The organism is Methylobacter sp. BBA5.1, from assembly GCF_000746145.1.
GTDB classification, from domain to species: Bacteria; Pseudomonadota; Gammaproteobacteria; order Methylococcales; family Methylomonadaceae; genus Methylobacter; species Methylobacter marinus.
In genome coordinates this window covers 36,970-61,140 of the sequence record NZ_JQKS01000027.1, presented here as the reverse complement: position 1 = coordinate 61,140, position 24,171 = coordinate 36,970, and the positions used below count along the sequence as shown (strand labels likewise).

25 protein-coding genes are annotated in these 24,171 nt (G+C 48.9%); 8 read left to right on the top strand and 17 right to left on the bottom strand.

Features of this window, described 5'->3' with window-relative positions:
• Positions 1-178 precede the first annotated feature (178 nt).
• From pdxJ to rpoE, 11 genes are all read right to left on the bottom strand, one after another.
• A complete protein-coding gene (gene pdxJ, locus EK22_RS16550) occupies positions 179-937 on the bottom strand; it encodes a pyridoxine 5'-phosphate synthase (RefSeq protein ID WP_020157988.1) in 759 nt (252 codons plus the stop codon).
• Positions 930-1,643 carry a DNA repair protein RecO gene (recO, locus tag EK22_RS16545; protein WP_036252745.1) on the bottom strand — a complete coding sequence of 238 codons (714 nt, stop codon included), beginning with the start codon at positions 1,641-1,643 and terminating at the stop codon, positions 930-932. The genes pdxJ and recO overlap by 8 nt, the downstream gene beginning before the upstream one ends.
• Positions 1,636-2,517, bottom strand: coding sequence for a GTPase Era (gene era / locus EK22_RS16540; RefSeq protein ID WP_020157990.1), 882 nt, complete (start codon positions 2,515-2,517; stop codon positions 1,636-1,638). Before era ends, recO begins: the two co-directional genes overlap by 8 nt.
• On the bottom strand, positions 2,514-3,197 hold the full coding sequence (gene rnc / locus EK22_RS16535) for a ribonuclease III (RefSeq protein WP_027147055.1): 684 nt from the start codon (positions 3,195-3,197) through the stop codon (positions 2,514-2,516). Before rnc ends, era begins: the two co-directional genes overlap by 4 nt.
• On the bottom strand, positions 3,194-3,571 hold the full coding sequence (locus EK22_RS16530; RefSeq protein ID WP_027147056.1) for a DUF4845 domain-containing protein: 378 nt from the start codon (positions 3,569-3,571) through the stop codon (positions 3,194-3,196). The genes rnc and EK22_RS16530 overlap by 4 nt, the downstream gene beginning before the upstream one ends.
• A gap of 43 nt (positions 3,572-3,614) precedes the next feature.
• Positions 3,615-4,391 carry a signal peptidase I gene (gene lepB, locus EK22_RS16525; RefSeq protein WP_036252743.1) on the bottom strand — a complete coding sequence of 259 codons (777 nt, stop codon included), beginning with the start codon at positions 4,389-4,391 and terminating at the stop codon, positions 3,615-3,617.
• 34 nt (positions 4,392-4,425) lie between these two features.
• The gene (lepA, locus tag EK22_RS16520; RefSeq protein ID WP_036252741.1) at positions 4,426-6,225 is read right to left on the bottom strand and encodes a translation elongation factor 4; all 1,800 of its coding nucleotides are present in this window, start codon (positions 6,223-6,225) and stop codon (positions 4,426-4,428) included.
• A gap of 3 nt (positions 6,226-6,228) precedes the next feature.
• Positions 6,229-7,626 (bottom strand): DegQ family serine endoprotease, encoded by a 1,398-nt coding sequence (locus EK22_RS16515; protein WP_036252739.1) that lies wholly within the window; start codon positions 7,624-7,626, stop codon positions 6,229-6,231.
• Between the two features lie 463 nt (positions 7,627-8,089).
• On the bottom strand, positions 8,090-9,046 hold the full coding sequence (locus tag EK22_RS16510) for a MucB/RseB C-terminal domain-containing protein (RefSeq protein WP_235209432.1): 957 nt from the start codon (positions 9,044-9,046) through the stop codon (positions 8,090-8,092).
• Positions 9,047-9,051: 5 nt separating this feature from the next.
• Positions 9,052-9,594 carry a sigma-E factor negative regulatory protein gene (locus EK22_RS16505; protein WP_036252735.1) on the bottom strand — a complete coding sequence of 181 codons (543 nt, stop codon included), beginning with the start codon at positions 9,592-9,594 and terminating at the stop codon, positions 9,052-9,054.
• Between the two features lie 13 nt (positions 9,595-9,607).
• On the bottom strand, positions 9,608-10,198 hold the full coding sequence (gene rpoE / locus EK22_RS16500) for an RNA polymerase sigma factor RpoE (protein ID WP_020157998.1): 591 nt from the start codon (positions 10,196-10,198) through the stop codon (positions 9,608-9,610).
• Between the two features lie 175 nt (positions 10,199-10,373).
• On the opposite strand from rpoE, the gene nadB reads away from it, so the two are divergent.
• A complete protein-coding gene (nadB, locus tag EK22_RS16495) occupies positions 10,374-11,975 on the top strand; it encodes an L-aspartate oxidase (protein WP_036252733.1) in 1,602 nt (533 codons plus the stop codon).
• Positions 11,976-11,999: 24 nt separating this feature from the next.
• Here nadB and EK22_RS16490 read toward each other — a convergent pair whose 3' ends face one another.
• Positions 12,000-12,404, bottom strand: coding sequence for a hypothetical protein (locus tag EK22_RS16490; protein ID WP_036252731.1), 405 nt, complete (start codon positions 12,402-12,404; stop codon positions 12,000-12,002).
• 209 nt (positions 12,405-12,613) lie between these two features.
• On the opposite strand from EK22_RS16490, the gene EK22_RS16485 reads away from it, so the two are divergent.
• Both EK22_RS16485 and EK22_RS16480 read left to right on the top strand, forming a co-directional pair.
• Positions 12,614-14,011: a P-loop NTPase family protein gene (locus EK22_RS16485; protein ID WP_036252729.1), complete on the top strand. Its 1,398-nt coding sequence runs from the start codon at positions 12,614-12,616 to the stop codon at positions 14,009-14,011.
• Positions 14,012-14,054: 43 nt separating this feature from the next.
• The gene (locus EK22_RS16480) at positions 14,055-14,552 is read left to right on the top strand and encodes a hypothetical protein (protein WP_036252727.1); all 498 of its coding nucleotides are present in this window, start codon (positions 14,055-14,057) and stop codon (positions 14,550-14,552) included.
• 15 nt (positions 14,553-14,567) lie between these two features.
• Here the strand turns inward: EK22_RS16480 and EK22_RS16475 are convergent, their stop codons facing one another.
• A complete protein-coding gene (locus tag EK22_RS16475) occupies positions 14,568-16,067 on the bottom strand; it encodes an FAD-linked oxidase C-terminal domain-containing protein (RefSeq protein WP_036252725.1) in 1,500 nt (499 codons plus the stop codon).
• Positions 16,068-16,096: 29 nt separating this feature from the next.
• On the opposite strand from EK22_RS16475, the gene EK22_RS16470 reads away from it, so the two are divergent.
• Positions 16,097-16,666, top strand: a complete 570-nt coding sequence (locus tag EK22_RS16470; protein WP_036252723.1) for an IMPACT family protein — start codon at positions 16,097-16,099, stop codon at positions 16,664-16,666.
• 6 nt (positions 16,667-16,672) lie between these two features.
• Here the strand turns inward: EK22_RS16470 and EK22_RS16465 are convergent, their stop codons facing one another.
• Positions 16,673-17,383 (bottom strand): hypothetical protein, encoded by a 711-nt coding sequence (locus tag EK22_RS16465; RefSeq protein WP_020158005.1) that lies wholly within the window; start codon positions 17,381-17,383, stop codon positions 16,673-16,675.
• On the bottom strand, positions 17,380-18,393 hold the full coding sequence (locus EK22_RS16460) for a tryptophan--tRNA ligase (protein ID WP_036252721.1): 1,014 nt from the start codon (positions 18,391-18,393) through the stop codon (positions 17,380-17,382). The genes EK22_RS16465 and EK22_RS16460 overlap by 4 nt, the downstream gene beginning before the upstream one ends.
• 357 nt (positions 18,394-18,750) lie before the next feature.
• Here EK22_RS16460 and EK22_RS16455 point away from each other — a divergent pair, with 357 nt between their 5' ends.
• Genes EK22_RS16455 through EK22_RS16440 form a run of 4 tightly spaced genes read left to right on the top strand, consistent with a single transcriptional unit; the run spans position 18,751 to position 20,911 of the window.
• The gene (locus tag EK22_RS16455) at positions 18,751-19,050 is read left to right on the top strand and encodes a PilZ domain-containing protein (RefSeq protein ID WP_020158007.1); all 300 of its coding nucleotides are present in this window, start codon (positions 18,751-18,753) and stop codon (positions 19,048-19,050) included.
• Positions 19,051-19,088: 38 nt separating this feature from the next.
• Positions 19,089-19,493 (top strand): 6-pyruvoyl trahydropterin synthase family protein, encoded by a 405-nt coding sequence (locus EK22_RS16450; protein WP_020158008.1) that lies wholly within the window; start codon positions 19,089-19,091, stop codon positions 19,491-19,493.
• 8 nt (positions 19,494-19,501) lie between these two features.
• Positions 19,502-19,954, top strand: a complete 453-nt coding sequence (locus EK22_RS16445) for a DUF1249 domain-containing protein (protein WP_020158009.1) — start codon at positions 19,502-19,504, stop codon at positions 19,952-19,954.
• 60 nt (positions 19,955-20,014) lie between these two features.
• Entirely contained in the window at positions 20,015-20,911 is an 897-nt protein-coding gene (locus EK22_RS16440; protein ID WP_020158010.1) for a DNA/RNA non-specific endonuclease, read from the top strand.
• 251 nt (positions 20,912-21,162) lie between these two features.
• Here EK22_RS16440 and EK22_RS16435 read toward each other — a convergent pair whose 3' ends face one another.
• Together EK22_RS16435 and recQ are read right to left on the bottom strand one after the other, a co-directional pair.
• Entirely contained in the window at positions 21,163-21,798 is a 636-nt protein-coding gene (locus EK22_RS16435) for a helix-turn-helix domain-containing protein (protein ID WP_235209431.1), read from the bottom strand.
• A 186-nt stretch (positions 21,799-21,984) separates the two neighbouring features.
• The gene (gene recQ / locus EK22_RS16430) at positions 21,985-24,138 is read right to left on the bottom strand and encodes a DNA helicase RecQ (RefSeq protein WP_081917933.1); all 2,154 of its coding nucleotides are present in this window, start codon (positions 24,136-24,138) and stop codon (positions 21,985-21,987) included.
• Positions 24,139-24,171 lie beyond the last annotated feature (33 nt).

Sequence of the window (24,171 nt, the reverse complement as noted above, 5' to 3'; positions counted from 1 at the left end):
CGCTCGCGCACGATGCGCCTCCTGGCGTTGGCACATCCTATGTATAATCGCCAAACCCTTAATAAAGATAGCACCGCCGCAATCCAGGACATTCTAAAGATACTTAGCCCACGGCGCGGTCCTATATCCTGATTACTCGGTAACCTGCCGATGTGAATTGATAGAAACCCAGATTCACTTACTTTTCACCATAAGAACTCGCCTGCCTGGCATTTCGCATAACACGCTTCAAATCCTTAACCGTTTGAGCCAAACCCGAGAATACTGCCTGGGCGATAATCGAATGCCCGATATTAAGCTCGACCAGCTCAGGGATGGCACAGATGGCTTCTACATTATAAAAATGCAGACCATGTCCGGCATTAACCTGTAAACCCGCGCTATGGGCATAACGAGCAACCTGCCTGATGCGGGCCAATTCCTCGGCCTGCTGCGCGGCATCTTTAGCCTCGGCATAGCGCCCGGTATGCAATTCCACAACCGGCGCCCCGGCTTTTACCGCCGCATCGATCTGAGCTTCATCAGGATCAATAAAAAGCGACACTTCAACGCCGGCCCCTGCCAACTGTTCACAAGCCCATTGCATGCGCTGCAGATTGCCGACCACATCCAGGCCGCCTTCGGTAGTTAATTCCTCGCGCTTTTCAGGTACCAGACAGCAGGCAGCCGGCCTGACTTGCGTCGCGATACCGATCATCTCGTCGGTCACCGCCATTTCCATGTTCAGCCGGGTATGAATCATATCCTTCAATAGAAAGATATCCCTGTCCTGAATGTGGCGGCGATCCTCGCGCAAGTGCGCGGTAATACTGTCGGCCCCGGCCTGTTCGGCTACCAATGCGGCCTGGACCGGTTCCGGGTAAATCGTGCCTCGCGCCTGTCTTAAAGTAGCGACATGATCGATATTGACGCCTAACAAAATTAAGTTTTTATTCATTTTTTAACGTGCTTGATATTTTATTGATAACCGTTCGGCTTTTAAGCGGCTTACCTTGCAGATGTGTATCAATGACTGTTCTCATCAGCATTTTCGCTTCACTCAACACGAGAGGATCGGTGAATGCCCTGGATTTTATCGCCAGCAGCGCTTTCCCGGAAAAACATCCATCCACGGCCTCGACAAAACCGTGCCGCACATTGAATGCGTAATGCTTTAACGGGGTGATTGAGGCTCCGTTGACATCATATTCCAACTGCAGTCCGTAACCGATATGATCCATAAGATTGAGTTCAAATATCCGTAGCGCCGCTTCTATGTCCGAACCGCTCGATAAGCGGGACAGGCATTCCTGGTAATCCGCAAAGACTTCAGGATGCGGATCGTACTTATGCAAAAAGCGACTGATCAACTCGTTAACATAAAAACCGCAATAGAAAGCAAGCCCCTTCAACTGCATCAAAGGCTGAGCGATTTCGACATCCGTCAGCGTTTTCAATTCCGCCTTACCGAGATAGGAAATGAGTAACGGGATAAACGGCTGCAGCACCCCGGCTGTTTTGGACTTCGATTTTTTTACGCCTTTTGCCACCAGGGAAAGCCTGCCGAAATCCCGGGTCAGTACATCAATGATCAGGCTGGTTTCCCGGTATTTGCGGTGTTGCAGAATAAAAGCAGGCTGCAGATAAACCGCTGTTTCAGTCATTAAACCCTAAGTTTTGCAGCGCGCGCTCATTATCCGACCAGCCTTTTTTAACCTTGACCCAAAGCTGTAAGTAAACTTTCTGGCCGATCAGCTTCTCGATATCGTGCCGGGCATCGGTGCCGACTTTCTTCAGCATTTCTCCCGCCTTGCCGATGACGATATTTTTTTGAGTGGACCGCTCCACCCATATGATGGCATAGATTTTGGTAATTTCAGGCTGCTCTTCATAACGTTCGATCTCGACCGTTAACGCATAAGGCAATTCGTCACCCAGTCTTCGCGTCAGCTTCTCCCTGACAATTTCCGCGCACAGAAAACGCTCGGGGCGATCGGTGATTTGATCTTCGGGATAAATCAGCCCGCCTTCCGGCAGCAACTGCATCACTGCATTTTCAAGCTGCTCGAGATTTGTGCCTTTCAATGCGGAAATGGGAACCATCTGCTCAAACGGAAACCGGTGCCGCGCCTCGGCGAAGAAAGCCAGAATCGTATCCTTGTCCTTGACCTTGTCGACTTTGTTGACGGCCAGAATAACCGGCAAACCGGCCTGTTCAAGCTTTTTGAAGATGACTTCGTCATACTCATGCCAGGACAGGCCGTCGATCAACCAGACAACCACATCGACACCCAGCAGCGTGGTATCGGCGGTACGGTTCAGATACCGGTTCAGCGCTCTCTTTTCGCTGTCATGCATGCCCGGCGTGTCCATGTAGATGGCTTGACCGGCTTCCGTCGTGTTGATACCCAGAATTCGATGCCGGGTAGTTTGTGGTTTGCGCGATGTAATGCTGATCTTTTGTTTCAGCAAATGATTCATCAACGTGGATTTGCCGACATTGGGGCGCCCAATCAGCGCTACGTAACCGCAGTTCATTTATTGTCTTTACTCAGTAATTCGAGCATTTTTTCAGCTGCCGCCTGCTCTGCTCTTTTTCGGGATATCCCTGTGCCGATACAAGCTTCGGCAATTAACGGGATTGTGCATTTAACTTTAAACGTTTGCTCGTGTGCGAGCCCGGAAGTTGTCAGCAAAACATATTCGGGCAGTTCCATCTTTTTTGACTGCATCAATTCCTGCAACTGGGTTTTGGGATCTTTCTGCCAGTTATGCAATGATAAGTTCGCCAGTTTTTCCGCAAATAACTCCAGTATCCAATTCTGGCAGGCTTCTATGCCCTGGTCGATGAACAGCGCCCCCATAATGGCTTCCAAGGCATCGGATAAAATGGAATCACGGCGAAAACCGCCGCTCTTCAATTCGCCCGAACCCAGCAGCAAATAGTCGCCAATCTGATGCTTTCTGGCCAACTCCGCCAGCGACCCCTGATTGACCAGACTGGCTCTCAACCGGCTTAATACGCCTTCGCTGGCATCAGGGAACAGTTCATATAGCTTTTGGGCAATGACAAAACCCAGTATTGAATCACCTAAAAATTCCAGGCGCTCGTTATTTTGAGCCCCGGCGCTTCGATGGGTTAAAGCCCTGGTAAAAAGCTGAGGATTGTTAAATACCAAGCCGAGCTTTCTACATAATACGACAGGCTTCCGTATCACTCCTTACCAACCTCAATAACATCATAGAATTCGGCTAACACGCTGAGATTGCCGAAAATTTTCACAATAGTCTCATATTCAATTTCCACTTTCAGATAATTGCCATGCTTAGTGACCTTTATATCATCCTTGGTCACATCATAGACATAATTCATGTTGAAGCGTTTATCCAGGCTGGCTCTGACTTCGTGTTCGCTTTTGGTTTCGATATCCGTAGTCGCTTCAATCGCGGCCAGGGCATTAACCACTTTGCTGTGATCTATGTATATCGGTGCAATTTTTAGCACCAATAAAACAAAAAAAGCGATCAGGCCCAGAATGAAAGCCATTGAGATCAATGTAAGCCCTTGTTGATGTTTAGGCGGTAGATTCATATTTCCTCCAGACGATTAATACAATTATCAGGATAAGTGTAGTTTATTTCAGCACAGTGCCAATCCGATCAAGACCTACGCCTTTATGCTGCCAATCCCAACTCATCCAGATAAAAAACGCCTTACCCACCAGATTCTCTTCCGGAACAACGCCCCAATAACGGCTATCATTGCTGTTATCCCGATTATCGCCCATAACAAAATAGCTTCCTGCCGGTACAACAAAAACACCTTCGACCGTCGGCGCCCCGTTTCTAATCAGAATGCTGTGTTCGATGTCGGCCAATTTTTCCAGCCGATGCTCGGCTCCGGTCATCTCCTGCCCCTGACCTATGCCTTGATAAGGTCCTAACGACACCTGGTTGACAGGCACATCATTGATATACAATTTTTTATTGTAATAAGCAACCTTGTCCCCCGGCAATCCCACTACACGCTTTATATAATCGACGGATGGTTCCTTAGGATAGCGAAACACAACGATATCGCCCCGTTGGGGCTCATTCAGTTCAATCACTTTTTTATTGATGACCGGCAAACGTATGCCGTAAGTGAATTTATTCACCAGAATAAAATCGCCGATCAGCAATGTCGGCATCATGGACCCCGAGGGAATACGGAAAGGCTCGGCAAGAAACGATCGCAACAACAAAACGATCAATACGATAGGAAAAAAAGAACGCGCATACTCAACAATTAAAGGTTCTTTTTCTTCAGCGGAAACATCTGCCTTATGCTTGCGTACCAAAAGATAACCGCCCCAAATTACGCCCGTGACGATAGTGGCGACCAAAAGAAAAAAGGAAAAATCGAAGTCCATAGTGTTCTGCGTAGTAAAGGTGAAAAATTCTGAGTTATTCTTTATTAAGCTGCAAGACAGCCAGGAATGCCTCTTGAGGAATCTCAATATTGCCCACCTGTTTCATCCGTTTCTTACCTGCTTTTTGTTTTTCCAATAATTTTTTCTTACGGGTAATATCCCCGCCGTAGCACTTGGCCGTGACATTTTTACGCATGGCCTTAACAGTCGATCTGGCGATGATTTTGGAGCCGATGGCGGCTTGTATCGCAACTTCGTACATTTGCCGCGGAATCAGGTCTTTCATCTTTTCAACCAGATCACGCCCCCGATTCTGACTTTGATCGCGATGCACAATGATCGATAAGGCATCGACCTTATCCGCGTTAATCAATACGTCCAGCTTAACCAGTGACGCTTGCTGAAAACGCAGGAACTCATAATCAAATGAGGCAAATCCGCGGCTGACCGACTTTAGACGATCAAAGAAATCCAGTACGACTTCGCTCAGCGGCATTTCATAATGCAGCGACACCTGCCTGCCGACAAATTGCATATCTTTCTGTACGCCGCGCTTTTCTATACACAGCGTGATCACGGCGCCCAGATAATCCTGCGGCACCAGAATATTGGCCCGGATAATCGGCTCCCTGATCTCCTTGATAGTCCCGATATCGGGCAAATTAGCCGGGTTATCAACCATCAGTACCTGATCATTATGAGTAATGACCTCATACACCACCGTAGGCGCCGTGGTAATCAGATCGACATCGTATTCCCTTTCCAGTCGCTCCTGCACAATCTCCATATGCAGCATGCCGAGAAAGCCGCAACGAAAACCAAAACCCAGCGCTTGCGATGTTTCCGGTTCAAACTGCAACGCCGCATCATTCAGATTCAGTTTTTTCAGTGCTTCACGCAGATCTTCGTAGTGATCGGAACTGACCGGATAAAGACCGGCAAAAACCCGAGGCTGAACGCGCTGAAAACCAGTCAATTGTTCCGCTGCCGGTTTGTCGGTCCAGGTAATTGTATCCCCGACCGGCGCTCCGAAAATATCTTTGATACCCGCAACGACGAAACCTACTTCGCCGGTGTTCAGACGCTCCTTCTCAAGGCGCTTGGGGGTAAAGACGCCGACTTTTTCAGCAATGAAGGATTTGCCGGTCGACATGATGGTAATCTTCTGCTTTCTATGGATACTGCCGTGGACAATTCTGACTAAAGAAACCACGCCCAGATAACTATCAAACCAGGAATCGATGATCAAAGCCTGCAGCGGCCCGTCCGGATTGCCTTCTGGCGCAGGAATCCTGGCCACCAACTGCTCAAGCACCGCCTCCACGCCCAAACCCGTCTTGGCGCTGATCTTCGGCGCATCATCGGCCGGAATGCCGATTACATCCTCTATTTCCGTGATCACCCGCTCAGGCTCGGCGGAAGGCAAATCTATCTTATTCAGAACCGGGAGCACTTCCAGTCCCTGTTCTATCGCCGTGTAACAGTTGGCAACGCTCTGCGCTTCAACGCCTTGCGCCGCGTCGACCACTAGCAGCGCGCCTTCGCAGGCTGCCAGCGATCGAGAGACCTCATAGGAAAAATCAACATGTCCCGGCGTATCAATGAAGTTAAGCTGATAGGTTTCGCCATCCTTGGCCTTATAGTCGAGCGTAACGCTCTGCGCCTTAATGGTAATTCCCCGCTCTCTCTCAATATCCATTGAATCGAGCACTTGCGCCGACATTTCCCGGTTGGTCAGACCGCCGCATATCTGAATGAAGCGGTCCGCAAGCGTCGACTTGCCATGATCAATGTGCGCAATAATGGAGAAGTTTCTTATGTGCTTTAAATCCACGTGTTATTTTTCTATTTTAAGTGCCAAAAAGACCGGACTACCTTGACGCTGAATCAATACAGCGATTGATTTACCGGCTGGAAGATTTTTGACTATTTTATCAAAATCAGCCACATCGCGGATGATATTATTCTGAATCCGCAAAATCACATCGCCGCGCTGGATTCCCGCATCCCTGCCCGGGCCTTTTACGACATTGCGTACCAGGACACCGTTTTGAATCACCTGTAATTGCTCTCTTTGCTCATTAGTCAGGTCAACGACAGTGATGCCCAGGCGATTGTCCGGCTTCTCTTCCATTTTGGTTTCAGCCAGCGTCTCGCTTTCTTCCGGCAAAAGCCCCACTGTCACAGTCAGCGTTTTAGTCTCGCCCTGCCGGATAATTTTAACCGTTGCCTTCTCATCGATAGGCGACATTCCTACCATAGGCGGCAATTCGCCGGATGTTTCAATCCGTTGGCCATTAAACTCGGTAATAATATCGCCAATCTGTAAACCGGCTTTTTCTGAAGGACTGCCGGCAATCACTTTGGACACCAAGGCCCCTTGCGGCCTTTTCATGCCGAATGATTCTGCCAACTCGCGGGTCACATCCTGAATTTGCACGCCCAGCCAACCACGAGCCACTTTTCCGCTGGACTTTATCTGATCGACAACATTGCTAACGATATCCATGGGAATCGCGAACGAAAGCCCCATAAAGCCCCCGGTACGGCTATAAATCTGGGAATTTATCCCGACGACTTTGCCATCCATATTGAAAAGCGGTCCGCCTGAATTTCCTGGATTGATCGCAACATCCGTTTGTATAAACGGCACATAATTCCCCCCCGGCAAACTGCGGCCCTTGGCGCTGACTATACCGGCGGTCACGGACTGCTCGAATCCAAAAGGCGAACCGATAGCCAAAACCCACTCGCCGACTTGCAACTGATTGGGATCCCCGATATCAACCGTCGGCAAATTTGTGGCTTCAACTTTCAAGACAGCCACGTCGGTACGCGCGTCGGAACCGATCAGCTTAGCCAGCAATTCGCGCCGGTCGGACAGTTTAACCACAATCTCATCCGCGTCCTTTACGACGTGATGATTGGTTAATACATAACCGTCTTGAGAAATAATAAAGCCCGAGCCTAAGGATTTAGTCTCCCTGGGTATATAACCGCCCCCCTGGCCATTGAAAAAGTGCCTGAACAATTCCTCCATTTCGGGTGGAATACCTTCGGGCAGTTGCGGTCCTTGCGACAAATCATCGACCTCCGGCGCCTTCTGGGTCGTACTGATATTAACGACAGCCACACCATTCTTTTTTACCATCCCGGTAAAATCCGGCAATTGCGCGAGGGCATTTTGATTAAAGAACAGAATCAGAAAAAAAGACCAAATAAGTTTATTGAGCATAAAAACTCCACTTCCAACTATTGATAATGAATAGCTTATAAATTAAGAAACCAATAACTTTTACAAAATACATCGTTAATTACAGACCTTTTATCCATAAAAATCAGCCTCATCACTGAAAATAAAAACAGGTTAATGTCGCGCACCTGTATTCGGGCTTAGAAGCGGGCGGTAAAATTGCCTCACTGCCAGCGCCTGCAAAAATAACACTTTTTATCAGAATAATACCGAAGCTCTAATATAGCACCTCTGTCGCCGCTATTTTGCAACTGCGCAGTACTCGGGGCCGGTATGGAAATAGATGACTGTTTTATGCAGCTATTAGGCATTTTCCGGAACAACCGCCGAATGGATGGGGCTTGTTGATTTCCGCAAAATACCAATCTATGTTTGAAGATGAAGGCATCGATGATATTTGTAAAAATAATTACCGTTTATAATTGGCGCATAACCGTAATTTATATTAGTTATTCGAGGGTCGAAGCTTGATACCCTCGGCAATAAATTTAACCGTTTTTGCAGGCACTTCGCCCATCACCGTAAGTTGCCAATCATCAATGGTTCGACTATAAGAATTAATCGCACCCACCGCTTGAAGACCCTGCTGCATGGTTGTGTTTTTATTTTCCATATAAATCGAAACCGCGGCAAAACCGTCACTCAATAACAGATGGTCAACCGGCTGATTGGAATTATGCATGGGTCGGCGAGTAAAAAATATTTCCTGGAAGCCCGTTGGCAGACTGTTTATAACAAAAGCCGCCTTATCCGAGGCCTGAGACTGTAACTGATGGATGTGCTTCACTGCTCCGGAGGCTTCTCCGAATTTGACTTCGACAAAAGGCAGCGTTTCCTTGACCTGTAAATCCGTAAAAACAACCTGCTCCAGAATGGTGTCCGAAAGATCATATACGGCAACTTTAAGGGGCAGAAATTGTTGTTGCTCTATCCATATTTTCCTGACATACCTGAAATCGTCCTTGGGCTGAATAGCAACAACATAGGCCGGCAACATAGCCACATTCTCCTCGCCTACAATCTCGAAATCATAAATAGCACTCAGCTCATCCAGATTTTGAGGCAAATCGACCAGGAATGAACGCCCTACAGGCCGATGATCGACCACAACTTGTTGTGTGGACTTGAATAAACAGCTGACTTTATCGGCATCCCTGATAATTTCGCGCAAGGGGGAATTCAACGATAACAGACGCTCCTGCTCAATACCTTCTTCGGCCGCGTGGAAATATTTCATGGTCTCCAGCTTGCCGTTTCTTAAAAACGCCACAGTGCCTTGATAGTTCAAGACCCGCATAGCGTGAGTCATTTTTGTTAATGCCTGCCGAGCATTGAGTTCAAGATCTGCCGCGAAAACTGTTCTTGTTGATAGAAGCAACACAAGAAAAAAACGTTTTACCACTTTAATTATTCCTGATTGTAAACAGTTACACTGGCAAAGGATCGAAAATTCACCTCGCCATTGGTATAAACACTGCCGTTGTGTGCCTGAAGATAATCATTAAATCGTGTATTTACCGGATACCGCTCAGCTTGATCCATATAAACAGCCGAATCCGCTGGCGGTTCCGGCAGTTCCGTCTGAGCCACCTCGATTGGCGGGGCGGGGTATTGTCCTGCACGGTAATTCACGCTTTGGCTCACTATTACGGCAATAGCGGCGATAGATGCCGCTATTGCGCTGATTTTATGGCTCCGCTTAAACTTTTTGTGTTGCGGTAACATATAGACGGGTTCGTGTTGGATTTCCTGACGGATTCGGTCGACAAAGTCAGGTCTTGAAGGTGTATACAGGTCAGTTTTCAGCGCATGACTTATTGTAGCGTAACGACTCATCTTGTCTTTCAACTCAGGGTGCTGCTGTAATTTTTGTAATAGATTCAAAGCTTCGTCAGCACTAAGCTCATTATCAAGGAATTGAGAAATTTTTTGATCTAAATCTTCATGCATCGAAAATCACCGTTTAATCGAGCAAGGGGTTTAATTTATTATCGATTGCCTCACGCGCTCTAAAAATGCGTGATCGCACCGTACCAACGGGGCAATCCATTGCCACAGCAATTTCTTCATAACTCATTCCCTCGAATTCCCGCAGCATGATGGCTGTGCGCATTTCCTCAGGTAACTTATCAATTGCTGCTTTGATGACCTCAACTATTTCCTGATTTAATAAGAGTCTTTCCGGCGTTTCCATGCCCTGTAATTGAGGTACATTTTCAATTTGTTCCGCATCCTGTATATCGACCTGATAATCAAAGCTTCTTCTTGACCGGGACACAAGGTAATTCTTTGCTGTATTAATAGCGATGCGATATAGCCAGGTATAGAAAGCGCTGTCGCCTCTAAAATTCCCTAATGCGCGATAGGCTTTAATAAAAGCCTCCTGAGCCACATCTTGAGCTTCGCTTGGATCTTTGACATAGCGATTCACCAGCTGAATGATCTTATGCTGATATTTAATCACCAAAAGATCATACGCAGACTTGTCGCCCTGCTGCACACGCAACACCAGCTCTTTATCTAGTTGTTCGCTTGTCCTTGTTTGATTGTTCACTACAGCTCTTTAATTGTTGAAATAGACAGAATTAAACCGCATTAGTTCTCTTGATACAAAAAAATTGCTATCACCCTAAAAAGCTTTATTATCCATAATTAATAGTCAGTGGGCTAATTTACCGTAACCTTAGAACAGTAAAATATTTTTCTTTACATTAATGACAGCTTCTTTTATGCCTTATTCCACAAATTATGATGTCCTTATTATTGGTAGCGGCGGCGCCGGCCTAAGTCTAGCGCTAAAATTGGCCGAGCATTCCACGCGAGTTGCTGTCCTTTCAAAACTTGCCCTGACATCCGGCAGTACCTATTATGCCCAAGGCGGCATCTCCGCGGTCTTCGATGCCGAGGATTCAATTGAATCACATATTGAAGATACACTGGATGCAGGAGCAGGACTCTGCAACCCTGAAATTGTAAGACTTACCGTTACCCACGGCAAAAGCTCTATAGATTGGTTACGCCAGCAAGGCGTATTATTTACGGAAGAACAAACGCTGGCCGGCGAAACAAAACTCCATTTAAACCGGGAAGGCGGCCATTCTCACCGGCGTATTGTACATACCAATGATGCCACAGGTAAAGCAGTGTCGCTGTCATTGATCGAGCGCGCCAAAGAACATGCAAATATCCAATTATTTGAATATCATAATGCCGTCGATTTAATCACGGCACCCGACTCCGCCGCTTCCGCCAAGCGCGTGATAGGCGCCTATGTATTGGACACCCAGACCCACCAGGTCAAGACAATCTCCGCGCGAGTCGTCGTTCTGGCAACTGGCGGCGCCAATAAAGTTTACCTTTACAGCACGAATCCGCAAAGCTCGACCGGCGACGGCATTGCATTGGCCTGGCGCGCGGGCTGCCGCGTCAGCAACATGGAATTCATGCAATTTCACCCGACCTGCCTCTATCATCCCCAGGCCCGCTCTTTCCTGATCAGTGAGGCGGTAAGAGGCGAAGGTGGCAAGCTGATTCTGCCGGACGGCTCGTCTTTTATGGAGAATTTCGATCCCAGAGGCGAACTGGCGCCACGCGATATTGTTGCCAGAGCCATAGACCACGAAATTAAAAAACGCGGTATTGATTGTGTATACCTCGACATCAGCCATAAATCGGAACAATTCATCCGCGAGCACTTCCCTACAATTTATCAACGCTGTCTTGAATTTGATATTGATATCACCAAACAGCCCATTCCGGTCGTGCCTGCCGCGCACTATACCTGCGGCGGTGTGTTAACGGACAGCCATGCGCGTACCGACATTGCCAATCTCTATGCCATAGGAGAGGTCGCCTGCACAGGCCTGCACGGCGCTAATCGCATGGCCAGCAACTCGCTGCTGGAATGCCTGGTTTTTGCAAACCGCGCCAGTGAGGATATTTTACGGAAACTACCCGCTATCCCCTCTCCTCCGCATATTCCCGACTGGGATGAGTCACAAGTCAGTGATTCGGATGAAGAAGTTGTGGTGTCCCATAACTGGGACGAACTGCGCCACTTCATGTGGGATTATGTGGGAATTGTCCGAACTGACAAACGTTTAAACAGGGCAATGAATCGTGTGCAGTTGCTGAAAAAAGAAATTGCCGAATACTATAGCAACTTTCGCGTGACCAGCGATTTACTGGAATTGCGCAATCTGGTCATCGTCGCCGAGTTGATCATTCGCTGTGCCCAACAGCGCAAGGAAAGCCGGGGACTGCATTACACACTGGATTATCCGGAAACAGATAACAGCAAAACGCCGCGAAATACTGTGCTATTGCCCTGAAAGGGCTCTAGCCTCACGGCAACATTACAATTCTTTAAACAGCGACTCCACTTGTCGGGCGGCCCGCTCACAATCGACAGCAGACCGCTCTACTTGTCGGCGCAAATACAGCCCAATGCGCAACCCTTCGCTGTCGCGGGATGCATATTCATTCAGAGGGGCGCACATTTCATGCATATGCTTCTCTGCTTTCAGTATCTTCTTCATATAGCGTGTCGAATCTCCATCATTTTCCAGCGTTAACATCATCACCTCACTGGTAATGCTGTTTTGTAAACGGAACACATCTTCCACGTAATGCCCAAACTCTTCCCGCGACAACTTATTCTCACCATAGCCCCAAAAAGGTGTCGCACATCCTGACAAAACCATCATAAAAACCAGTATGCGGCCATGAAAATTGACCCATTTATTGTTCCATTTTGTCATCCGATTCTTTACACTGCCGTTGAGACTCAATTAGTTAATTTATCAATATACTATAAATTCAGTCTATTTTAGCAGGCAAATACATAATCATTAGAAACGATAAAATACTTTTAATATTTTTACTGTTTTTGTATCATCGGGTTCATGTGAGTGTATACTTTTCCGACTCTAATAGAACTATAAAAACTAACAAACACGGTTTCAATCTGATGGCTGAAAAAACAGTAAGCAAATATTTGCTCAACCTTGAAAAGAACTTTGCCAGTGACCAGCCGGTATTACAAAAAGCGGCAAAAGTCTTTCATGAGCTTGATCAAATTGAATACGACTTAGGGCTGCTCAGCAACGATGAGACAACAGCTTGCAAGGATTCCTGGTGGCCTGTCGTCAGTCTGATCGGCGGCAACTCAAGCGCAAAATCCGGATTCATTAACAACTATATTGGCCCCGAATACATGCTCTCCGGATTGCAACCGTCGAGCCACAAATTTACCGTCCTGTTGCACAACAATCAATCAACACCAACCATCCTGCCAGGCACGGCGCTGGATGTTGACCACCGGTATCCGTTCTACCAGATCAGCCGTAAAATTGAACAGCAACAGGAAGGCGAAGGCGACCGCATCAACTCTTACCTGGAATTAAAAACCCTCAACAGTGAACGCTTAAAAGGCAAGCTGTTTATCGATGCGCCCAATATTAATGCCGTCTCGCCCAATTCAGTTGCTTCGTTGTTGACGCGGCATGTTATCGAATGCTCGGATCTGGTTTTAATTTTTACCGATACGTTTGATTCAGCAAACCCGCTGGTTGACGAACTCGTCGAAACCATCATCCGTCATCAGGATTCCAATAAATTCGTTTACATCATCAATGAGCCCGCGGCAGCGCTGAATCCGGCGCTTAACAATGAAATCATTTCTTCCTGGCAAAGAAAACTGTCGGGATTAGGCCTGAATACCGGACAATTTATTGTACTTTCCACCGTGGAAAGTACAGCCAACCCTCAAAACCAGGCCGGTTTTGCCGCGATAGATCAGCGCATGATCAATGTAGCGTATGACCGCTCATACCGTGTGCTGCATTCCCTGGAAAAAAATATCAGGGAAATTGACCACGTCGTGATTCCGGAAGTAACAAAAAGCATTGCGCTCTGGAAAGACCGCGTGCACTTTTCCACTTTGCTGATCCTGGGATTTATTGTCACCTTCGCCATTTTCGCTGAAATACAGATGGGAATTCTGGATTTATTGATAGATCCGATCATTGGCCCTGCGGTCCTGCTGGTCCTGATTGCAATCATAGTCCCACTGCATATACTCATCAGCAAACTGCAAGCTAAATTCATCATTCATCAATTAAATGCCAGACAAAAAGAACTTCATTTAATGGAAAATCTGGGCAAGCTATTTGAAAAAAACCTGACCTTTTCGCGCATGTTACTGCCGATTACCGAGCCTGCCGGCTGGAACAAAAAGACAAAAGCCCGCTTATCTCAATTAACCGAAAAAACCAAAGAACTGGTTCAGTTATTAAACGATAATTTTGGCACTTATAATGATCGGTCATTCACGGACTATTCCGATTCATTGGATTTAACACATTAATCTAATTTATTAGATTACCCCCTGCATTACGTCTTATGGATACATGGCTATTTTAAAGCAATACCTGGCGCTTTGCTGGTTTCAAAGCAACCCGCTTGCGCTGCCCAGGTCGGTTGATTTTTTTAAAAAAAATCTTTGGTTCTATTACATCGTTGAATTTTTTATCCAGGTGAATATGATCGACGATCCTGTCGAATCATTTTATGAAGTTACCCTGGAGACAGGATTGACCCTTCTCTTTATAGGGACCATGCTGCTCATCAACAAATCCCTGTATGTATTTATCCAAATCGCAACCGCTTTTTTATTTACTGAAAACGTAGTCGCCATTTTTCTTGTACCGGTGATAGTCTGGCTAACCACCACCGATAGCGCTTTAAGCTATTACACATTTGCCGGCCTGGCCTTATGGCAGTATGCGTTAATCACCTATCTGATCCGATGCACCCTATCCATTAATATTCCCGCCGCGATTACTTTATCTTTCCTGTATTTCATATTGACTTACGGTGCCGCCTTTGGCCTGGCACAAATCATATAGCGACTGCCAACCGCATCAGAATCTGTCCAATTCGGGATGCGCCACCTCGCCGTGATGCACATGCATCGCGCCGAATTCAGCACAGCGATGCAATGTAGGCACCGCTTTGCCTGGATTAAGCAGGCCTTTTTCATCAAATGCACTTTTTACAGCATGAAACTGAGTGAGTTCGTTATCGGCAAACTGAATACACATATGGTTGATCTTCTCGACACCCACCCCATGTTCACCGGTAATCGTTCCGCCTAATTCAACGCTCAGTTTCAGGATCTCGCCGCCAAGCTGCTCGGCTTTTTCCAGCTCCCCTTCATGATTGGCATTATACAGAATCAAAGGATGCAGATTGCCGTCGCCGGCATGAAAAACATTCGCAACGGCCAGGCCGTATTTTTCAGATAAGCTACTGATATTTTTCAGCATTTCTGCCAGAAAGCGCCTGGGGATCGTACCATCCATGCAATAATAATCCGGCGACATACGTCCGGCCGCGGGAAATGCCGACTTGCGGCCTGCCCACATTTTTTGCCTTTCATGCTCCGATTGAGCAATCTTGACCTCTACCGCCCCGCTGTCCGTTAACAAGGCCACCGCTTTGTCCAGTTCTTCTTCGACCTGCTGCCGTGTGCCATCCAACTCGCATAGCAGTATTGCCTCTGCGTTTTTAGGGTAACCGGCATGAATAAAGTCTTCGACTGCCTGAATCGCCGCCTTGTCCATCATCTCCAGTCCGGCAGGAATCAAACCGGCCGCAATAATTTCCGCAACCGCCTGACCGGCCTTTTCGATATCGTCAAAAGCTGCCAGCACAACCTGCGCCTGTTCCGGAATCGGCAACAGCTTGACCGTTACCTCAACAATAATGCCCAGCATGCCCTCCGAGCCCACCATTAACGCCAGCAAATCCAGCCCGGCACTGTCCAGGCCATGCGAGCCGATAGTGACCAGTTCGCCATCCATGGTCAGCATTTTCACGCGCAGAATATTATGTGTCGTCAATCCGTACTTAAGGCAGTGCACGCCGCCCGAATTTTCAGCGACATTGCCGCCGATCGTGCAGGCAATCTGCGACGAAGGATCCGGCGCATAATACAGCCCGAAAGGCGCAACCGCCTGTGAAATGGCCAGATTGCGCACGCCCGGCTGCACGACGGCCAGGCGGTTGGCGATATCGATTTCAAGCATGCGGTTAAGCTTGGCCAGACTCAGCAAAACACCATTCGCCAGCGGCATAGCACCGCCGGCCAACCCCGTGCCCGCGCCTCTGGCGACTACCGGCACGCCCAATTGATAGCAGAAGCGCACGATGCGCTGAATCTGCTCGATCGTCTCGGGCAACACGACCAGCCAGGGCAAACAGCGATAAGCCGACAGGCCATCGCATTCGAACGGCTTTAAGGCTTCCTTTTCAAAAATTATCGATGCCTGCGGTAAAAACGTTTTAAATTCCTTGATCAGTACCATACGGTCAATCTGGTGCCGAATTGTTTCCGATGCATGCGGCTGAATTGTTATCATAAGTCGTCGCCAATTAATGAGAGCCAGCCATGCATTGTGTCAAATCGACACGAACAATAGAAGATACCATGAAAAAATCCCGCTTCATCGGCGTGATTGTTCCGTGCGACAGTGAAAACGAGGCAGTGCAAAACCTTAAAAAACTGTACGCCGAACATCCCAACGCCAATCACATCGCTTTCGCTTACCGCATCAAGACCGGCCAAGGCTTCGTCAGCCGCTTCCATGATGCGGGCGAACCCGCCGGCACGGCCGGAAAGCCGATTTTCCAGCATATTGAAGGCAAGCAACTGATCAATGTATTGAGTGCCGTGATCCGCTATTTCGGCGGTATCAAACTGGGCGCGGGCGGATTGACGCGGGCTTACGGCAATAGCGCCAAAAGCGTGATTGAGGCAGCGGAAATCCATCCGTATGTGGAACAGGCCAAAATCCGATTAACGCTGGATTACAGCCAAATGCAGCCGCTCGAATATCAACTGAAAAAACTCGATGGCCGGATTGTGGAACAGGATTTTGCCGAACAGATTAAACTGCTGATTGAATTGCCCGCCGACAATGTGGAGACATTGTTGCAGAGCTTTCCCGGAAATGCTTGACGTTCCCTATTCAGGCTCAAAAATTGTCCGATAAGAGACATACATCAGCGTTGAAACCAATACATATAAAAACGGCGTCAGCAAAGGCATCATACCGCCGCCGATGAACACCACGACAAACACGAACCCCAACAGTTTATACATAGCATTCTGGTGCCGGGTCACGGCCTTATTGCCCTGTACCTTTGCCTGGCTCCAGGTATAGTCCTTAAACAGCATCAACGGGTAACTGAACCAACTGGCAAACGTGGTCAGCATCAACAGCACAAAAATAAGCGTCACGATTGCCGAGGAATAAAGCCACCCCGCCAGCTGGCGCAATGATTTATCGGCCATGTTTTCAGGCGTCAACTCCCAATAAAAGAAGAACTGGACTATTTTCTCCCATTCCCCGGTATAAACATTGGCAACCAGTCTGAACACAAACCAGCAAATCAGGATGCTGACAGCCGCCAGCACGGCCAACGGCAGGCTTTTATTGACAGCCCAATAAAAGCCGACCGAATGTCCGGCCGAATTTTTCAAATCGGTATATTTTGCCATGCCGACGCCGACAAACAGACTCGTCACCGACAGAAAAACCCCCAGAGCCAGCGATATACGCCCGACGCCTAACAGTAGCGCGATAAACAGCATGTATCCGATCCAGATCAGAGGCGTGCGGCTGATCAGCCATAAAGCCTGACTGAGCCAGCCGCTGAAGCTTGTCCGTTTCACGCCGATATCCGTGAAATACCGACGGCCTGGCGCAATTCCTTGATAAAAGGCACGCTGATCTCACGCGCTTTTTCGGCGCCTTCCCGCAATTGCTGTTCAATATGCTCCGGCGCCTGCATCAAAGCCTCATAGCGGTCTCTCGCCGGTGCAACCTGCTGATTGATATATTCGAACAAGATCTGTTTCATCTCACCCCATCCGATCCCGTCCGCATAGCGCTGCCGAATCTGGACCACTTCCGACGGCGTGGCAAAGGCCCGGTAAATGCTAAAAAGTGTACAGGTTTCCGGATCCTTGGGTTCGCCGGGTTCCTGGGAATTGGTCTTGATTTTGTTAATCAGCTTTCTTAATTTTTTCTCGGGCTCGAACAAGGGAATGGTATTGTTATAACTCTTGCTCATTTTGCGTCCATCAAGCCCCGCCAGGGTTGCGGCATTGTCATCGATGACGGCTTCGGGCAAGACAAAATGCTCGCCGTAAAGATGATTGAACCGTCCGGCGATATCCCTGGCCATTTCAATGTGTTGAATCTGGTCTTTGCCGACCGGCACTTTGTGCGCGTTAAACATCAGGATATCGGCGGCCATTAAAATCGGATAACTGAACAAGCCCATGGTCACGCCTTTGTCGGGATCCTTCTCGCCGCCCTCCTCATTCTCGGCAACCGCCGCCTTATAGGCATGCGCCCTGTTCATCAATCCCTTTGCCGTTACACAGGTCAGCATCCAGGTCAGTTCCATAATCTCGGGCACATCGGATTGCCGATAAAACACGGCGTTTGAAGTATCCAGCCCCAAGGCCAGCCAGGTCGCGGCGATTTCCAGGCTGGATTGGCGGACCCGCTCCGGCTCGTGGCATTTAATCAGTGCATGATAGTCCGCAAGGAAATAAAACGGCGAAACATTAGGATCTTTGCTGGCTGCAATCGCCGGCCTGATGGCGCCGACATAATTGCCCAAGTGGGGCGTACCCGTGGTAGTAATTCCTGTAAGAATTGTTGCTTTTGTCATTCGATCATACTCAAGTCCAGTTGTGTTTGGTGTACCATATTACATAAATTCAGACTAATATCCAGTAGCGCAACTCAATTAGGAACGGGAATGAAATAAGACCCGCAAGTGAGGCAGGATTTTTGTTCCTATTCAAGGCGCGCAAACAAGCGCATAGCCAGCTATGTAACTGTTTGCGCAACGCCGAAGAGGAACGGAAAGACAAGTCAGTTGCGGGAATTATAAAATTCACGTTCCTTAATAATCCCGCTAGAAATCATCACGCACCTGTGTACTTTTTATAGTACACTGCGCCGCTAAAGCTATGCGACTCATAGTAAACACAACAACCAATACTATTTGGCAGGGGGAAATCATATGATGGAATATGATGAAAAACGCAACTACATTCGCATGGAGGTAGACTGTGACATTACCTATAAACTGGCCGACTCGAATGAACATTACCACGGCCGCTGCACCTCTATCAGCGGTGCCGGCGTATCATTTATCGCCGACCGGCCTTTTGACCCGGGTAAAGCCATGGAGATCAATGTAGTCCCTCAAAATACGGTAACGCCGCCGATGACGGCTTTTATCGAGGTGGTCAGAAGTACCAAACGCGACAACGAGCGCTACGAAATTGCCGCTACCATTAAAAGCATAAAAGGGGATTAGTCTCCTTTGCCATTGAAAACCCTTACAGCTGTTTAATTATGTTTACAATTACCAAAGAGGTCTATTTTTGCTACGGCCACCGGTTAATGAATCATCCGGGCAAATGCCGAAACCTGCATGGCCATAGTGTCAAAGCCTCGATCTCCATACAACGGGAGCAACTTAACGAGCAAGGCATGGTCTGTGATTTTTCCGATATCAAAGACTGCGTTGAAAGCTATATCGATCAGCACCTTGATCATAATTTTCTACTGCATCAGGATGATCCGATCATCCCCATGCTGGTTGAAAATAACGAGCGTTTCCTCGCACTGGCCGAACACCCTACCGCCGAAGTGCTGAGTAAAATGATTTATCAACATTTGAAACAGGCAGGCTTTAACGTTGCCCAGGTCGTACTATGGGAGACGGCCAGCGCCTATGCCTGCTATAGTGAAAATTGATATCCGTTATGGGCTTTCTCAATCCAATCAACAAGTCATTCTGCCTGGAACAAGTCTGTGCCTCCAACTACCACAAACTGTTTCAGCTGATTCCCGATCTGTTGGCTTTTAAGGAAAAAGCCATTGGCCTCGCACCTGACAAATCGACGCTGCATCTGGAAATCATCGAACGCACACCGTACACCATGACGGTGGACCTGAGCCATTGCTTCAGGAAAAGTCCCAATGAACTTCTGGAGCCTGCCGTAAAAATAAGGATTTATCTTGATGCTCAACTCGCGGAAGTATTGAGCGACCATGCGCGCGAAAGCGTGCCGCAAACCTTTAAAGACCCGGGATTGAGCCAGGAAATCATGAATTACAAATGGCGCTTGAACTATTTTCTGCAAAAATGGCTGGACCATTGTTTAAAACACCACTATCAGTTCAGTAACAAGCCGATCGCAGAAGCCCTGGCTTAATCTTTCTTTACACTCGCTGAAGCTTTACCCCTGTAATAGATTTTTACAATATCCTTCGCCATGCGCAGAAAAAAACAGACCCTAAACTGGCTTATATTACTGCCGATCCTATTTCGCCTTGGCCGCAAGCATCCCGTTCTGTTGCTGTTGATAATCGCAGTCGGGGCGGGCGGCTATGCTTATGAAGTCAAAATCGCCCGCCCGGCGCTGCTGTTTCAAGGTACTCCCGAGCCCTTGGATGCGACAAACCACGAGACCTGGTTCCGGATATTGCGCAATGACGGATTTATTTTGGGTTACTCGGATTTGCGCGGCAATCCTTTATGGGTGGAATACGCGCTCACCCCTGCCCCTGAAGACACGCCGTCATTAAAACGCCCCAACCGTTTCGAAACGGACTGGCGCAGTATTAACCGTGTCAGTCATGACAGCTATCTGCAGAGCGGCTACGACCGTGGTCATATGGCGCCGAATTACGCCATCAGCCGCCTGTACGGCAAACAGGCGCAAGCGGACAGCTTTTTGATGACCAACATCAGCCCGCAAAAGTCCAAACTGAACCAGCGCGTCTGGCAGCGCCTGGAGGAAGTCGAAATCCAGCATTTCGCCAAAATATTCGGCAAAGTCTGGGTGATTACAGGACCGGTATTCACCGGAACCGTCGAGCGATTACCGTCGGCCTGGACAGTGGAAATACCGGACGCCTTTTACAAGATTTATATTGCCGAACCCCGTCCCGGCGCCCGCCCTGTCGCACTGGGCTTTTTAATACCGCAGACGGTCAAAGGCAAGGAACCTTTGATGCAATTCGTGACGTCTGTCGATCATATAGAAGCGCAAACCGGCCTGGACTTTTTTTCTGATCTGGACGACAAGATCGAAGATGCCATCGAAGCAAGCGCCAATCCATCGCCATGGAAATTATCCTCAGTCAGCAGACTGCCGCCGCGTTATTGAACGCGGCCAACGCGCCAAGGGCGCCCCTACGCGTTGTCCGACCCATGCGTTCATAACAAATTCAACGCTTCAATTTATCAAACAAACAATTTCTTGATCTAGCTCAACTTTAATGTAGCAAAGTTTGTTTAAATAGCCTCGCTCTTAGCGCAATATTGCTGAATATTCCTCTCACGCAGCATATTTGCCTAAGTTCTACCTACATAGAATTACTAATTTTTAGATCCGACGAGCTTTGGGCTGTTTAGCGATTATTCCGTATAAAAGCTAAACAGCCTTTTTTTATCGATGATTTTCAATTGCTTGGATTTGACTTCAATCAACTGTCGTGACTGAAAATGATGAATGATACGACTGACCGTTTCATGCGCGATCCCCAGATAATTGCCTATTTCCTCGCGCGACATGCTCAAACGGAATTCCAGCTCTGAGTAGCCCCGCATTCTGAGCCGTTCTGAAATATGCAGGATAAAACAGGCCACGCGCGCTTCCGCGGACCGTCGGCTAAGCATCATCTTTTGTACCTGGCTGTCGAACTGGTCGCAGGTCCGTTGCAGCAGCACTTGACTCAAGCCCGGTGTTTTGACGGCCAGCACTTCAATTTTATGGGCCGGCAGATGGCAGTAATTCACGGTTTCCAATGCGATGGCCGTGCAGTTATGAGTTTGTGACGACATGCCGTCAAACCCCAGCAACTCGCCCGGCAGAATAAAATCAACGACCATCTCGTTGCCGCTTTGATCGAAACTGAGCAGTTTCGCGCTGCCGGAGCGCAAGGCAATGATGCCTCTGAACGGGCTGCCGGCATGATAGATGGCCTCCCCTTTCCGGCGGATATTGTTCCGGTTGACCAGTAAACCAAGCTCACCGATTTCGGAACTGGTCAACCCTTTAGGGATGCATATGTTATCCAGGTTACAGTTTTCGCAGGTGATGGTCGATTTATTTGTCAGTGGATCTGGCGCTGTTGGATTTATCATGTGGTCAGGATGAGGATGGGAAAAGTACGATAGCCGACAAATCTATCAAAAACTTAGCCAGGTCACAAGGTTCGCCTGGTTATCACCTTGCCGCTACAAAAGGGATTGATACAACAGGGCAGCCCTGACACAGCGCAGAATACCGTAATTGTACTGGCCGCCGAACAGCTCATAAACGGGCTTGAGCGCGTTTTTCCGGTCTTCCGGTAAACTGATAAACGCATCCTCTATAAGCCTGATTTCCGGCTCCGGCAAATCAACGACCTCGGACAGCGCCAACAGCCCTTGTTCCAGGGACTCGGCCAAATGGTTATAAATGGTGGTCTCCTGCAGTTCCCGCTGCCGGGCAATCTGTTCCACGCTGTAACCCAGCCTGAACAAAGCCACCGATTCGGCCATGGTATCGGATAAATCGATTGGCCCCTGATTTTTAACTTCGGCAAATTCGCTGATCACGGCCAGGAATTCATCGCCATACAGCTCCAGCTTGCGTTCGCCGACGCCCGACAACAAGCCCAGTTGCTGATGTGTCATGGGCTTGGCTTCCAGCATGGCCATCAATGTGGCGTCATGGAAAATAACATACGGCGGCACATCCTGCGCATCGGCCAGCTCGCGGCGTTTGGCGCGCAACGCATTCCACAGCAAGGCGTCCTGGCTGTCGCCAAACTGCCGGCTTTCGCCTTTGCGGCGTTTTAACTTCTGCGGCTTTAAATCCTTGCGCAGCATCAACTGCTGTTCGCCGCGCAAAATCGGACGACAGGCCTCCGTCAGCTTGAAGGCGCCGTAGCCGTCAAAATCGACCGCCACCAGCCCTCGGGCAACCAATTGCCGAAATACCGAACGCCACTGGCTTTCGTCCAGCTCCTTGCCGATGCCGAAAGTCGATTGCAGGTGATGGCCAAAGCTTTTGATCCGCTCATTGTCCTTGCCGAGCAACACATCGATCAGGTAATTGACGCCGAAGCGCTGCTCGGTGCGATAAATGCACGACAATGCCTGCTGCGCGGCCAACGTGCCGTCCCAGGTCTCCACCGGCTCCAGGCAGGTGTCGCAATTGCCGCAGGGTTGCGCTAGCGTGTCGCCGAAATAGCTTAACAACGATTGTCGGCGGCAATGCACTTGCTCGCATAAAGCCAGCATCGATTCGAGCTTATGGTATTCGACACGTTTGTGCGCTTCGTCGGCATTGGAATCGGCCAGCATTTGCCGTAGCGTAATGACATCCTGCAGGCCATAAGCCATCCAGGCATCGGCGGGCAGTCCGTCGCGCCCCGCCCGGCCGGTTTCCTGATAATACGCCTCGACGCTTTTAGGCAAGTCCAGATGCGCGACAAAACGCACGTTCGGCTTATCGATGCCCATGCCGAAAGCGATCGTGGCAACGATCACGAGACCGTCCTCCATCAAAAATCGGTGCTGGTGCTGTTGCCGAAGGTTCGCGGCCATGCCGGCATGATACGGCAGCGCATTGATGCCCTTGGTTCTGAGCCATTCGGCCGTGGCCTCGACTTTCTTGCGCGACAGGCAATAAACGATACCGGCATCGCCGGCGTGCTCGGCCCGAATAAAATCGAGCAACTGCTGCCGGGCGTTCTGCTTCTGTACAATCCGGTAACGGATATTGGGCCGGTCGAAGCCGCTTTGGAACAGCCGCGCCTGTTCCAGTCCCAGACGCAGCATGATCTCCTGCCGGGTCTTCTCATCGGCCGTTGCGGTCAGCGCGATGCGCGGAATAGCGGGGAAACGCTCATGCAGCATCGACAACTGCAGGTAATCGGCGCGAAAATCATGCCCCCATTGCGACACGCAATGCGCTTCATCAATGGCGAACAGGGCTATATTAAGGCGCTCGAACAGCGCCAATGTGCGCGCCGACGTCAGTCTTTCCGGGGCGATATAAAGTAAGTCGAGCTCATCATTCAGCAACTGCTGCTCGATAATGCGCACGTCATCCTGCGCTAGAGTCGAATTGAGAAAAGCGGCTTTCACGCCGACCTGAAGCAAGGCGCTGACCTGATCCTGCATCAACGCGATCAGCGGCGAAATGACGATGCCGACACCGGTCCTGATCAGGGCCGGAATCTGATAGCATAACGACTTGCCGCCCCCGGTCGGCATCAGGACCAGAGCGTCCTGCCCGGCGATTAATTGCTCGATAACCGCCTGCTGCTGCCCCCTGAAACGGTCATAGCCGAAAATTGTTTTGAGTATTTCAATGGGCTTGCTGTGCACGGCTTCCTTCACTGCGATAATATTTCTTCAATCAGTTAATACCTT